The following is a 13342-nucleotide window of genomic DNA, read 5'->3' as shown; positions in this document are numbered from 1 at the left end:
AGAACTATCAATCTGTGATCACTATCACCAAAAGCCACTTGACAATTTTCACGTATATATGGCAGAGGGAGCGCAGTGTTTCTGTCGCGTCAATAGGTGATCTTTTGCAGGTTGTCGTCGAAGTTGTCGCTGTCCAGGTCATCGGTCAGCGTGTAGAGCGAGTAGCGTTTTTGCAGACGCGCGCCGCCGTCACGGACGAGCGGCTCCCATAGGAATCCCGCGCGTTCGACGGTGGATTCGGGCAGCATCAGATCGAACGGGATGGAGATGTAGATGCCTTTGTCGAAGCTGCCTTCACCGTACTGTCGGCCGTCGACATTGGTCAGGGTGGCATAGGCGCCCATGCGTACTCCGTTGCGGAATTCGCGCGAGATATCGATAGTGCCGCCCCAGTCGCCGGCCAGGTAGCGCCCGGCACTCACCGCCACAGTGACATCCTGCACGCCGGTGTCGACATACAGTGTGGCCTGGCCGGTGACGATGTGGTAATCGCGGAAGGTAAAGCCTTGATCGAAGCCGCGCTGCTTGACCCAGTTGATGTCCGCTCCCAGCGCCCATCGTTCACCGAAGGGACGATAAAGCGTCTCGCCACCGACGCCGCCGAACATGCTTTCCAGCATGCCGGCGTAGGCCATGCCGTAGAGGCCATCGGCTAGCTGGTGCGCTGTGGTCAGCTGGAAATTGGGCATGGTGATATCCGAGCTGGTCAGGTATTGCCGGATATCGGTGCGCACGCGCGGCAAGTCGCTCGGCGCCGTGTAGGTGAATTTGTCGTAGTTGTTGACCAAGTTGGCGCTGACGGTGCCGCTCCACCATAGATCAGGCGCGAAGTGGTATTCGGCGTCGTAGTTGGCCGCGATCTGGTAAAGGATGAAGGCGTTGGGGCCGCCCATGCTCTGGGCATAGGTGAGTGAAAGGCCACCATCGAATGCTTTCGGCGTAGCTTGGTAAAGCACCTCTTCCTGGCGCGGCTGCGGGGCATCCTGTTCCACACTGCGCTGGAAATCATCCAAGTCGATCTGGTGATCGAGCAGGTCGTCGAAGATATGCCGGTTGATGCTGGTATCGACGACGGGCAGGCTTTCGTTGGTCGATTCCACCGTGTACCAGTCAATGCCCGGACCGACATGGTTGTCCAGCACACGTGCCGCGCGGCCAATGCCCTGGGCGATATAGAGGTACTTGGTTTGTTCGCCAGTGACGATCAGCTCGCTGCCGCTACGCGCGATCTTACTTACCTTGAGTCCGGCGTTGTTCTGCAACTCGCGACTTACGTCCGCCCAGTTCACCTGCTCGGGCGGCTGCTGCGGCGGCGTGGTTGGTCGGGGCGGTGGCGGGGGATCGAGCAGCTTCGGCGGTGGGGTCGCCTGGGCAATATTGGTGTGCAGGGTGATTCCGAGCATGGCCGTGTTGCCACGTTCGAATCCAACGCTGAAATCCACGTTGCGATTCAGGCGAAATACGGCGCCGACGTTTACCGGCGTGTCCTGCTTGAGCTTTTCGCCCAGCGGTTCGTGCTGGTAGTTGTTACCCTCGTACTCGATCTTGAGCGTCAACGGGTCCCATGGCGTTTGATAAGAAAAACCGCCAAAGAGCGCGGCAGGGCCGCGGAAGTAATCATCGCTGCAAAACTGGCCGCCCACGGCATCGCCGCACAAGGGGCGCGTGTTGAAACGGCTGCTGAAAATGCTCAACGGGTTGTCGATATCGCCCCGGCTGCCCATGTATCCCCAGGCCATGCCCAGGCTTGCCTCGATCGGCCCGAAGCGTTTGCTGCCGACCACGTATTCACTGGAAAACAAGCCCGTGCCACCGACGTCGCGGATGCCGATCGCGACATCGGGCAGGTAATGGCTTTCGCGCCACACGCGTACCTTTATGTCGATCGATTTGTCTTTGTAGGTCTGATCGCCGCTGAGCACGGCGGGTCCGTAAGCGCGATTGTCGATATCGGTATAGCGGAAGATGCCTTCCAGCCAGGGCAGCGGTTGCAGCGTGAAGTTGTAGCGGGTGTACGGAGACACATGCGTCACTTCGATGCCCAACTCGCCTTCCTGCGCCATTTGTGCGGAAGGCGTCTGCAGCAGGCCGGTGCCGCCCCAGTCACTCTCGGTAGGCGCAATGTCTGCATGGGCCAGGCCTGCAAAGAGCAGGCCCGTCAGTGGCAGGAGGTATGCGTAATGTGGCCGAAACAGCGCGCGGCAGGCGAGCGACAGTTTATTTCGCGGCCGGACGTAAGAGTGACGAGCCCGCCCGTAATGCGTGGACGAGCGTTTCAAGGCGTTCCCCCTGGGCCTGGCAGGATCTGCGTGGCCAGAAATGCAGCCAGGTCGTGATTGAGTTGCGGATCGACGGTGGCCGCGCGGCCTTCCCGAATCGGCACGTAGACCATCGCACCAGGCGCCAGCGACAAGGCGGGCGAGCGATTCCACAATGCAATGCCTTGCCGGAATACGCGGCCGTCAGGCTCGATGACATAAATCCAATCCGGATCCGCCAGCGGGCTGAGCGTGCACGAAGCCAGATAAAGCCGTGCATCCTGCAAGGGTTGCAGCGGCAGTTCGCAGCGCTGTTGAACTGCACCGACGATGCGTACCGTGCTCGGCCGCAAGGGATAGTAGAGGCGATCGCTATCGGCCATGCCCATGTTCGCATCCGGCGTGATTTCCACCGCGCGTGGATCGAGCATCGCCGGCGTACGGCCGGTCACCGGCATCGCCTCGATCCAGTCATGCAGGTCGGCGGCCAAGGTGGCCAGTTCATTCTGCTGATGGAGCAGGGCTTGCGAACCGAGGCTGGTCAGATCGAACAGCACGCCGGCCTTGAGTCCGGTCTGTGGCTTGAGCTGGGAAAACCGCAGCCATGCCGCTCCCAGCGAATACGCTTGTGGCAATACTTGGGCCGCCAGTGCAGCGTCGCTCAGATGCGAGCGATCAGGCAGCGAAAGCGTCTGTGCTTTCGCTACGGCTCCCTCGACACGTACTCGCAATTGCGCCGCGACCGGTGACGCCGGCAGCAAGGCAACGAGCATCGCGCAAAGCGCCATATGCCGCTTCATGGCTGGCTCCCGCGATAGGGGCGCAACACGGTCAGAGTCAGGGTCAGCTCGGGCGATACATGCTGTTCGCTCTTCCACACGAAGCCGTTGCCCGGATCAACCCAGTAATGATTAGTGGCGCGATAGCCAGCTGCCGGAGCACTGAGCTCTTCGTCCACGCGCAGCACGGTATGCGGCACGCCGAGAATGGTGATCTGCGTGCGACCGGCGGGCACCAGCCGGGCATTGACGATGACACCGTAACGGTAGCCAGGGGCCCAATCCTCGGTGCGGATGTAATCAGTCGGAACGGCGAGCATTTGCAATCCGCGGACAAACGGATCGTCGGCCGGCGCATGCAAGCCATCGAGGTCGTGATTGAAACCAACGGTCTGGACGACGCGGCCATGCTCGGTGAACACCGCGACATGCGGATTGCCGTACCAGACTTCACGCGTCCCATCCACATTGCCCAGCACCAGCACAACCTGGCCTTCCTGCGCCGTCTGTACTTCCAACTGCGCGTAAGGATTGGCATTGACCTGTTCAAGCGTGGGCGCTTTAGAGAAATGACTGTTGGCGACCAGTTTCATCGTATCGACGAAACTGGAAGAAAGCGTCGTGCAGCCAGCTACGCTGGCCAGTGCGAGCGGCCATAGGCAACGGCTCAGACGCACCAATACACACGCCTGCACGTTCCGGCGGATCGCCGAAAGGCATCGAATCACAGCGATGGCGATCGCGCCATCGCGATGTTTTCCCCTGGTGGACAAGGCGTCCGTTCCTTACTTGGTCGGATTGATGTAGTAATCCGAAACCGCCGCGTTGCTGAGAACGCTGGTCAAAGGCAGGATCTGGCTGATGAAACGGTTCCAGCGCGTCACGCTGGCTGGCCCGACGAACACCACGTCACCTGGCTTGATCTTGAATTGATCGGCAAGCACAAAGGCTTCCGGTGAACGCGCGTCCAGCTGGTAAACCGTGGCCGGTTCCTTTTGCAGGTCCTTGACGCCGCGAATGACGTAGACGGCATTGCCCTTGGCAGATGTCTGGTTCAGACCGCCGGCTTTGCCCAGCACCTGGGTCAAGGTAAGGTCACTGGTCTTGAAAAGAATAGCCAGTGGCCGGTTGACCTCGCCCATCACATAGGCTTCGTGACGGTCGTTGTAAGGCAGGTAAACCTGATCACCCGGCTTGAGGTAAATACGCGGTATGACGGCGCTGCCGTTATCGAGCGCGTCCAGGTTGATGGTGTAGTTTTGGCCATCCCTGGTCAGCACGAGACCGGAAAGATCGGCGTCTGCCAAGTTGATGCTGGCCACGCCGATGGCCTGCTCCAATGTCAACGGTACGGCAGTCACCGGCTGGGGATCGGTCTTGATGAAAGCACCCTTGATCGTGATGAACTGGCTGGCGTAGCCCACCACGTTGACGTCGATCTGCGGGTTTTGGATGTATTTGGTCAGCTTCTCGGTGATCGCCGCGCGCAGTTGCTCGATCGTCATGCCGGCAACCTTCAGTTCGCCGACATACGGATAGAACAGCGTGCCGTCGGACCGCACCAGGCGGCCGTTGGCCAGTGTGGCCTGTTGCGGGCCCGCGGGCGAGGTCAGCTCGGGGTGATCCCACACCGTGATGTAGAGCGTGTCGCCCGCACCGATCCGGTATGGCTGCGGCTGGTAAGCGGCCAGCTCAGGAGGGACGGTTGCGGTCTGCGCTTCGGCACGATCCATCGCCAACAGTTTTGGGGTGATAGGGACAATCTGTACCAGACGGCTATCCACGTCGTTGCCGCGGATCAGCTTGTTTGTCGACATGTGCTGGCCTGGGGCCCACATGCATCCATTCAATAGCGTGGCCAATGCCAACATCGAAACAACAGCGAGCGTTTTCATCAACTTTGGGATCCACCCCGAAACTGCATTCGTTCCCACAGCCAAAAAAAAACGTGCCGGACATGTCCGGCACGGATTTCAACCAAGCATCAAGCTTCAGGTGCCCGAGGTACCGCTGGTACCGCTGGTGCCCGAATGACCCGTGGTCGGGCTGTTGTTGCCCTTGCTACTGCTGGAAGCAGCGATGCCGATACCTGCGGCAACCACGACCCCTGCACCAATGGCTGCGAGGGTGCCCGTCGATATACCGGCTGCGGCGCCTGCCCCCCCGGCGGCGCCGGCGGCAGCGGGCGCCGCCGTCTGACCGGCTACCCCGGCCGGGGCGTTCGAAGATACGGAAGGTACGGAGGCAAACGCTTGTCCAGCGAGGCCCGTAGCCAACAAAGCGATCAACAACTTCTTCATGCACAGCTCCTTGACATGACTCGCATGAAATATAAACACATCATGACTCGCTTGTCATCAGTCAAAGTCGCCTTATAAGTCAATAGGGGAAGGATACTTATAGTTTCATCAAGCCCTGATTCTGTGGCACAGTACTTACTTTAGTCAGTGCATTACAGGGGATGGTGCTCGCTTCGTAGGATTCTGCGTGCGCCACAGGGGAAAGGACGTCGTGTTCAAAAGGCTTTTGACCGTATGCGTGGGCAATATTTGTCGCAGCCCCACCGCTGAATATCTTTTTCGTCATCACCTCGCCCATCGGGATATCCAGATCGGCAGCGCAGGCTTGAGTGCGCTGGTCGGCCGATCCATGGACGACACCTCCCGGCAACTGCTGCAGGAACAGGGCATCGACGGCGCGGAACATCGCGCGCGCCAACTCGCCTCTTCGATGCTGCGTGAGTCTGACCTGGTGCTGGTGATGGAGAAAAACCACTTGCTTGCCGTCAACCAGCTGGCTCCCGAAGCCAGCGGCAAAGTGTTTCTACTCGATAAGTGGCTGGAGGGCCGGGATATTCCGGATCCCTACCGGCAGCAGCGTCCCGCTTTCGAGCATGTCTATGCGCGTATCGAACCAGCTGTGCAGAGCTGGCTGCGTTACCTGTAGACAAGCCCCGCCATAAAAAACCGCCACAACAGAACAGCGATATTCCATCAATGAGCTCAGCGCGCGAACACAGTCCGTCCCAACGCGACGAAGAAATCGATCTGAATGCCTTGCTTGGCACCTTGATCGATCACAAGTGGTTGATCATCGCGGTTACCTCGATTTTTTTCGTGCTTAGCGTGGCCTACGCCGTATTGGCGGCGCCCGTCTATGAAGCCGACGCGATGGTGCAAGTTGAGCAGAAGGTACCGGATCTTCCGGGGCTGAGCGCCATCACGCAAACGTTGGGCGCTTCCGATTCAGAAGATCTTACGGAGATTGCGATCATCACCTCTCGCTCGGTGATCGGCAAAGCGGTCGACAACCTCAATTTGAATATCGTCGTCAGGCCGCATCACTTCCCGATGTTCGGTGGATTCATCGCCCGGCATTACGTACCAGAGCAGGCTGGCGACGTTGCCAATCCGTGGCTGGGCATGGCTAGGTATGGATGGGGTGGCGAAAAGCTCGATGTCTTCCAGTTGGACGTGCCCGATGGATTGCTCGGCAAAGCCCTTACGCTGGTCGCTGGCGAAAATGGTGCTTATACCTTGCTGGATGACGACGGCAATGCGCTGCTACATGGGCATATTGGGCAATCTGCCAGCGGGCACGGGGTGACCATTCAGGTCAAGACGCTGATCGCCAATCCGGGCATGCGATTCGAAGTCATGCGCAACCGCGAGTTGGCCACCATCAGCCAGTTGAGATACGACATCACCACCACGGAAGAGGGTAAGGACTCAGGCATCATCGGCCTGACTTACCAGAACAAAGATCCGGAGCTGGCTACGCAGATACTCGATCAGGTTACCAAGGGTTATGTGCTGCAGAACGTGGACAAGAATTCTGCGCAAGCGGCAAATAGCCTGCAATTCGTGAAGCAGCAGCTGCCCTTGACGCGCGAAAGCCTGGATAAAGCCCAGGACGCGCTCAACGCATTCCAAATCAAGGCGCATTCCGTCAACATTTCACTTCAGACCAAGGCTCTGCTGGATCAAGGCGTGGCACTTGAAACCAGCATCCAGCAATTGCAGCTGCAGCAAGCCGACATGGAGCGGCGCTTTACCAAAGACCATCCGGCCTACAAGGCGTTGCTGCAACAGATTGGCCAGTTGCAGGCCCAGAAGGCGGATCTGGACAAACAAGTAGGGGACCTGCCGGACACACAGCGAGACTTGCTTCGTCTGACCGAAGATGTACAGGTCAGCAACAATACCTATGCTGGTTTGCTGAACCAGGCGCAGCAGTTGGAAATCGCCAAGGCTGGCACCGTTGGGAATGTGCGCGTCGTCGACCCCGCCGCGGTGGACGTGACCCAGCCCGTCAAGCCGAAGAAGCTCATCGTAATCTTGGGCGGTACCATTCTCGGCGCCTTGCTCGCAGCAGCTTTCATTTTTATTCGCCAGACGTTGAATCGGGGCGTGGAGAATCCGGCCGATATCGAACAGCTGGGATTACCGGTGTATGCCTCCATTCCGCTTAGCAAGAGTGAGGAGCTTATAACGCTGCGCGACAAGCGAGTTCGTAGCGACGGAAATCAGCATCTATTGGCCTTGACATCGCCGGCGGACCTCGCCACAGAGGCATTGCGAAGCCTGCGCACAAGCTTGCATTTCGCGCAGTTGGAGGCGAAAAACAACCTGCTCATGATCTCCGGCGCCAGCCCTCAGGCTGGTAAAACTTTCGTATCCTCAAACCTGGCGGTGGTGATCGCGCAGTCGGGACGGCGGGTACTGCTTATCGACGCCGATATGCGCAAGGGCGCATTGCACAAGGCTGTTGGCGGCAAGCCTGAGAACGGATTGTCCGAATTTATCGCCGGCCAGATAGATCGCGCCACTGCGATTCGATCGGTTCCGGGTGTGGAAGGGCTGAGCTTCATTGCGCGCGGCAAAGTGCCGCCGAATCCGTCGGAACTACTGATGAACGCGCGGTTCACTGCGCGGCTCCAGGAGCTGATGGGGCTTTACGATCTGGTGATCATCGATACGCCGCCGGTACTTGCAGTTACCGATGCCGCGGTGATCGGGCGTCATGCCGGAACCAGTCTGCTGGTGGTGCGCTTTGGTCACAATCAGCTGCGCGAAATTGCCTTGGCAAAGCAGCGTTTTGATCAGAATGGCGTAGATATCAAGGGATTTGTCTTCAACGCGGTCCAGAAGCGCAGTGCGGGCTATTACTCATACGGATATTACGAATACGAAGCGGCGAAGTGATCCGCAAGTCACTTCAAGGGCTGGTCAATTATCGTAAAGGAATACCGAATGACGAGTTTGCAGGATACAAAGATAGCCGTCGTTGGATTTCGCTACATGGCACTGCCACTAGTAGTCGCATTCGGCAAGCGTTACGACATGATAGGTTTAGGCGTTAACGTTGCGCGCATCGAAGCGTTGTGCGCAGAAAGCGATGACACACAGGAAGTAAGTAACTCGGAGTTACGCGCGGCTTCACACTTGCGCTATGCATCGATGCCAGACGAAATCCGCGAGCGCCGGGTTGACATGGTCACTATCCAGGCTCCCATCGATGCCGCCAAGCGAGCCGATCTGTCACCGCTGGTGCGTTCCAACGAAACTTTGGGCAAGGCGCCCACGGCCGGTTATCAGATGAAAGTGTCAGTCGAAGAAAGCATGGCTTCTTTCGTTCGCTGGCATCGCGACTACTACGGAGTCTAAGAGCACTCATGAAACAGCCTGAAGATGCTTTTATCCATCCGCTTGCGGACGTGTCCTCCACATCGATAGGCGCACGTACGCGGCTGTGGCAGTTTGTGGTTGTGTTGCCTGGAGCTGTGATCGGTGAGGACTGCAATATATGTGCGCATTGCTTCGTCGAAAACGACGTAGTAATTGGTAGCCGCGTCACAATCAAGAACGGTGTTCAGTTGTGGGATGGGCTGCGTGTTGGTGACGACGTATTTATTGGTCCTAATGTCACTTTCACCAACGATAAATTTCCTCGAAGCCGCCAGCATCCTGAGGAATTCCTGACCACCAGGATTGATTCGGGCGTATCCATTGGTGGCGGGGCAACGATTCTTCCTGGACTGAAGATTGGCCGCAATGCGATGGTGGGGGCTGGCGCGGTGGTGACCCGCTCAATCCCGCCCAACGCTATCGTGGTGGGCAATCCAGCACGGATCGTGGGTTATGTCGATACGTACAACAAGAACCAGGCCCGGACGCAAACCACCGAGGTAAAGAGCGTTACGGGCGAAATCGCGCAACTGTATCGGCTGCCGCGCATCACGGATATCCGCGGCAGCCTGAGCGTGGGTGAGTTCGAACGGAGTGTTCCGTTCGCCGTAAAACGCTACTTCATGGTTTTCGACGTGCCGAGCGTGGAAACGCGGGGCGAACATGCCCACCGCGAATGTCACCAGTTCCTGGTATGCGTGCGCGGCAGTGTCACAGTGCTGGCAGACGATGGACAGCGGCGCGAGGAGTTCGTGTTGGATCGTCCTGAATTGGGTCTGCACCTGCGCCCCATGGTATGGGGTGTGCAGTACAAGTATTCCTCTGATGCGATGCTGCTGGTGTTTGCGTCGCATCACTACGATGCCGATGACTACATCCGTGACTATGAGGCTTTTCTCGCATTGACAGGTGAGTCTAAATGATTCCATTTCTGGACATGAAGGCTCCTTACGAGGAGCTGCGGGAAGAGCTCGATGCGGCTGTGAATCGGGTGGTGTCGTCCGGTTGGTACATACTCGGGCAGGAAGTGGAGGCCTTTGAGCAGGCTTTTGCCGATTATTGCGGTGCGGGCCATTGTATTGGTACTGCCAATGGGCTCGATGCGCTGCATTTGGCGCTGCGCGCGATGGACGTTGGTCCTGGCGACGAAGTGATCGTGCCATCCAATACTTATATCGCGACGTGGCTGTCGGTCAGCCAGTGTGGCGCCACGCCGATTCCTGTCGAGCCCATCGCCACCACATACAACCTGGACCCAGAACGGATCGAGGCTGCGATTACCGCACGCACGAAGGTCATTCTGCCTGTTCATCTGTACGGACAGCCGGCGGATATGGATGCGATTCTGGCCGTGGCGCGCAAGTATGGCCTGCGTGTGCTGGAGGATGCTGCGCAAGCACATGGCGCGCGCTACAAAGGGCGCCGTGTCGGTGCTCATGGCGATGTTGTGGCATGGAGTTTCTACCCTGGAAAGAACCTCGGCGCATTGGGAGATGCCGGCGGCGTCACCACCGATTCCGCGGAACTGGCAGACCGTATTCGTGTGCTGCGAAACTATGGTTCGCGGGTGAAATACGTTAACGAAAGCCAGGGCTACAACAGCCGGCTGGATCCCATCCATGCGGCCGTTCTACAGGTGAAGCTGAAACACCTGGATGCTTGGAATGCGCGCCGCGCCGCGCTGGCGCAGCGTTATATCCGCGAGCTCGCCGACACCGGCCTGACGTTGCCGGAAGTTCCCTCTTGGGCGGAGCCGTCCTGGCACCTGTTTGTGGTCGCGCATCCACAGCGCGAAGCCCTGCAGCGTCAGCTCGACAAGGCAGGCGTGGGCAGCCTCATTCATTATCCAATTCCGCCGCACAAGCAGGAGGCTTACGGCGGCGAACAAGATGGCGTGGATCGATTTCCCTTGGCGTCACGCATGGCCAACGAAGTGCTGAGTCTCCCGTTGGGGCCGCATTTGCAAATGTCGCAGGCGACGTTTGTTGCCGAATCGATCAGGCGATGGGCTGGGGAGCGGTGAGCGAAGGCAGTTCACATCGGCAGATCCTGCGCTCCACCTCGATTGTTGGTGGAGCTTCGGTGCTGAACGTACTGATCAGTCTTATCCGCACTAAGGCCGCTGCGCTGCTGCTCGGTCCGGTCGGTGTTGGCTTGATCGGTTTGCTGCAGAACCTGATGGCCACCGCGTCGATGATGTCCGCACTCGGACTGGGCAATGTCGGAACGCGGCAAGTCGCTGAGGCGGTGGGACGGGACGACCCGGTGGCGGTGACCGCTGCGCGGCGGGCATTGTTCTGGGGCACGCTGATCCTGTCCGTGCTCGGTGGCGCGATCTTTCTAGCGTTGCATCGGTTGCTAGCCGAAAGCGTGCTGGGGAATCTGGCGCTGTCATCCGATGTGGCCTGGCTGGCACTTGGGGTGGCGATGACCGTGGCCAGTGGGTCGCAACTGGCGTTGCTCACCGGGCTTCGACGGATCGGTGATATCGCCAGGATCAACGTCCTTTCCAGCCTGTTTGCCACGCTGCTGGGCATTGGCGCGTTGTACATGATGGGCAAAGACGGCCTCATCGTATTCGTGCTGGCTGCGCCGCTGCTCACGTTGATAACAGGGCATGTGTATGTCTCTCGCTTACCAAGGACCGAGGCTGCGGTTCGTGCGCCCTTCGCGCAGCTCATGCGTCAATTCACCGCTTTGGCCACTCTCGGCTCGGCATTCATGATCGCGGGGCTGGCGACGACGGTCGGCCAGCTTGTTGTTCGTAGTCTGGTTCAGAAAAAATTGGGTGCGGAAGCGCTCGGCCATTTCCAGGCGGCCTGGGCGATCTCAATGACCTACATCGGGTTTGTGCTCACGGCGATGGGAACGGATTACTACCCACGCCTGACCGCAGCCATCCATGACCGCGCACTCGCCAATCGCATGGTCAATGAGCAGTCGGAAGTCGCGCTTCTGTTGGCCGGTCCTTTGTTCATGCTGCTGCTCGGTCTGGCTCCGTGGGTGATCGACCTGCTTTATTCAAGCCGCTTCAATGAGGCGGTGGACATACTGCGCTGGCAAGTGCTGGGCGACATCATGAAGGTTGCAGGCTTCCCGCTCGCCTACGTCATCCTGGCATCGGGCTCGGGCCGCATTTACATGCTGTCCGAAAGCATGGCTATGGCCTTGTTTATCGGTTTGACCTGGATCGGGTTACCTGTGTTGGGTATTCGTAGCACAGGGGTGGCGTTCGTCGGCATGTACGCTTTCTACTTGCTTTTTACCTATACGTTTGCCAGAAGGCGCACCGGGTTCCGTTGGGATGGCAGGGTGCGCTTTCAACTCATGGCGCTCATCGGATTGGGAGTCATGGTGCACTTCGCTTCCGTTTGGGATGGCCGGGCCGGTGCCGCGGTTGGTCTGTGCGCATGCGCGGGCTACAGCGTGTACGCGCTCAGGCGTCTGGGCGAACTAAGCGAGATCGGTGTGCCTCTCGCCGCGAAATTACGACGCTTGACGTCAAAGGCATGGATAGTCAGGTGAGTCCCAAGAGAATACTGATCCCCATCATCGGATTTGGTGTGGCGGGCGGCTACCGCGTACTTTCGGAGCTTGCCAGCCGCTGGGTCGATGCGGGCCACACGGTGGACTTTCTTGTACACCATCAGATGGCTGCGCCTTACTTTCCCACGAAGGCGGGCATCAAAGTTTTCAACATCCATGGATGCCTTGTATCGGAGAGCGTGGACGCTGCGCCACATCATGGCAAGCCGGGTGTTATCGCCATCTACCTGGGTATGCTACGTGGCTTGCGGAAGATTGCAGCTGGATACGATGTCATCCTGGCTAATCATTCCTTGACTACGCTCCCGGTCGCGGCGGCCAAAGCAGGACGTGCCCGCAAGTTTTACTACGTACAAGCCTATGAACCGGAGTACTACCAACTTAGGGGCGGATGGAAGAGTAAGGTGCTCGGATCGCTTTCGGCACTGAGCTACCGACTTCCGTTAAACCAGATTGCCAATGCGCCGATATACATCGGTTACAAAGGCGTGCGTGCCAGGCATTGGGTCCCGCCGGGGGTGGACAGGGATCTGTTCTTCCGCCGCGCAGACACGCCCAGTTTTGCGCAGGGCCTTCCGTGGACGATCGGTGTGATCGGTCGCCACGAACCGTCTAAAGGCGTCAAGTACGTATTGGAGGCATTCGAGGAGTATGCGCGGATCGATCCGCATGTGCGACTCAAGATTGCCTTTGGGAACCTTCCTGCGGGTTGGCGCCATGACCGCGCGGAAGTAGTCGTGCCCAGCAACGATCACGAACTGGCCAATTACTACCGCGCTGTCGACGTACTGGTCGCGCCGGGTACCGTTCAACTCGGCGCATGCCATTACCCTGTGCTGGAGGCGATGGCATGCGGCACGCCGGTCATCACCACGGGCTATCTGCCGGCAGATCCGATCAACTCCTGGATCGTACCTGTGCACGATGCGAAGGCCATCGTCGAGGCATTCAAGGACGTGTCAACCCTTTCCACGCACAAGCTGCAGGTGAAGCTTGATGAGGCGGCTCAGGCGGTCGGTCGCTTCTACTGGGAATCGGTGGCCGAAGAATTCATGCAGCTTTTTGCTTAGAC

Annotated in this window: 12 protein-coding genes; 7 read left to right on the top strand and 5 right to left on the bottom strand. The window is 58.7% G+C overall.

The genetic code is table 11. The features are described from left to right. Positions 1-89: 89 nt before the first annotated feature. The 5 genes from ISP19_RS01300 to ISP19_RS01280 form a co-directional block, all read right to left on the bottom strand. Entirely contained in the window at positions 90-2279 is a 2190-nt protein-coding gene (locus ISP19_RS01300) for a YjbH domain-containing protein (protein WP_239556350.1), read from the bottom strand. After that, on the bottom strand, positions 2276-3058 hold the full coding sequence (locus tag ISP19_RS01295; protein WP_239556348.1) for a capsule biosynthesis GfcC family protein: 783 nt from the start codon (positions 3056-3058) through the stop codon (positions 2276-2278). Before ISP19_RS01295 ends, ISP19_RS01300 begins: the two co-directional genes overlap by 4 nt. After that, entirely contained in the window at positions 3055-3810 is a 756-nt protein-coding gene (locus ISP19_RS01290) for a YjbF family lipoprotein (RefSeq protein ID WP_239556346.1), read from the bottom strand. Before ISP19_RS01290 ends, ISP19_RS01295 begins: the two co-directional genes overlap by 4 nt. Before the next feature lie 12 nt (positions 3811-3822). Further along, entirely contained in the window at positions 3823-4854 is a 1032-nt protein-coding gene (locus ISP19_RS01285; RefSeq protein WP_204678794.1) for a polysaccharide biosynthesis/export family protein, read from the bottom strand. A gap of 174 nt (positions 4855-5028) precedes the next feature. Next, positions 5029-5337 (bottom strand): hypothetical protein, encoded by a 309-nt coding sequence (locus ISP19_RS01280; protein ID WP_204678792.1) that lies wholly within the window; start codon positions 5335-5337, stop codon positions 5029-5031. Between the two features lie 211 nt (positions 5338-5548). Between ISP19_RS01280 and ISP19_RS01275 the strand changes: the two genes are divergently transcribed. The 7 genes from ISP19_RS01275 to ISP19_RS01245 are packed head-to-tail and all read left to right on the top strand — an operon-like array spanning position 5549 to position 13340. Then, complete coding sequence (locus tag ISP19_RS01275) at positions 5549-5983, top strand: low molecular weight protein-tyrosine-phosphatase (protein ID WP_204678790.1); 435 nt, start codon at positions 5549-5551, stop codon at positions 5981-5983. A gap of 50 nt (positions 5984-6033) precedes the next feature. Further along, entirely contained in the window at positions 6034-8241 is a 2208-nt protein-coding gene (locus tag ISP19_RS01270; RefSeq protein WP_204678788.1) for a polysaccharide biosynthesis tyrosine autokinase, read from the top strand. Positions 8242-8289: 48 nt separating this feature from the next. Further along, positions 8290-8703, top strand: a complete 414-nt coding sequence (locus ISP19_RS01265) for a nucleotide sugar dehydrogenase (RefSeq protein WP_204678780.1) — start codon at positions 8290-8292, stop codon at positions 8701-8703. An 8-nt stretch (positions 8704-8711) separates the two neighbouring features. After that, the gene (locus tag ISP19_RS01260) at positions 8712-9647 is read left to right on the top strand and encodes a WxcM-like domain-containing protein (protein ID WP_204678778.1); all 936 of its coding nucleotides are present in this window, start codon (positions 8712-8714) and stop codon (positions 9645-9647) included. Then, positions 9644-10747, top strand: coding sequence for a DegT/DnrJ/EryC1/StrS family aminotransferase (locus ISP19_RS01255; RefSeq protein WP_204678776.1), 1104 nt, complete (start codon positions 9644-9646; stop codon positions 10745-10747). The genes ISP19_RS01260 and ISP19_RS01255 overlap by 4 nt, the downstream gene beginning before the upstream one ends. Beyond that, positions 10744-12249 (top strand): O-antigen translocase, encoded by a 1506-nt coding sequence (locus ISP19_RS01250; RefSeq protein WP_284384856.1) that lies wholly within the window; start codon positions 10744-10746, stop codon positions 12247-12249. Before ISP19_RS01255 ends, ISP19_RS01250 begins: the two co-directional genes overlap by 4 nt. Then, positions 12234-13340, top strand: coding sequence for a glycosyltransferase family 4 protein (locus ISP19_RS01245; RefSeq protein WP_204678772.1), 1107 nt, complete (start codon positions 12234-12236; stop codon positions 13338-13340). Before ISP19_RS01250 ends, ISP19_RS01245 begins: the two co-directional genes overlap by 16 nt. The last annotated feature ends 2 nt before the right edge of the window (positions 13341-13342 follow it).

The sequence above is a fragment of the Dyella flava genome (assembly GCF_016904955.1).
Taxonomy (GTDB): Bacteria; Pseudomonadota; Gammaproteobacteria; order Xanthomonadales; family Rhodanobacteraceae; genus Dyella_B; species Dyella_B flava.
The sequence above is the reverse complement of the archived record's forward strand: the minus strand, read 5'-3'. Positions and strand labels throughout refer to the sequence as shown.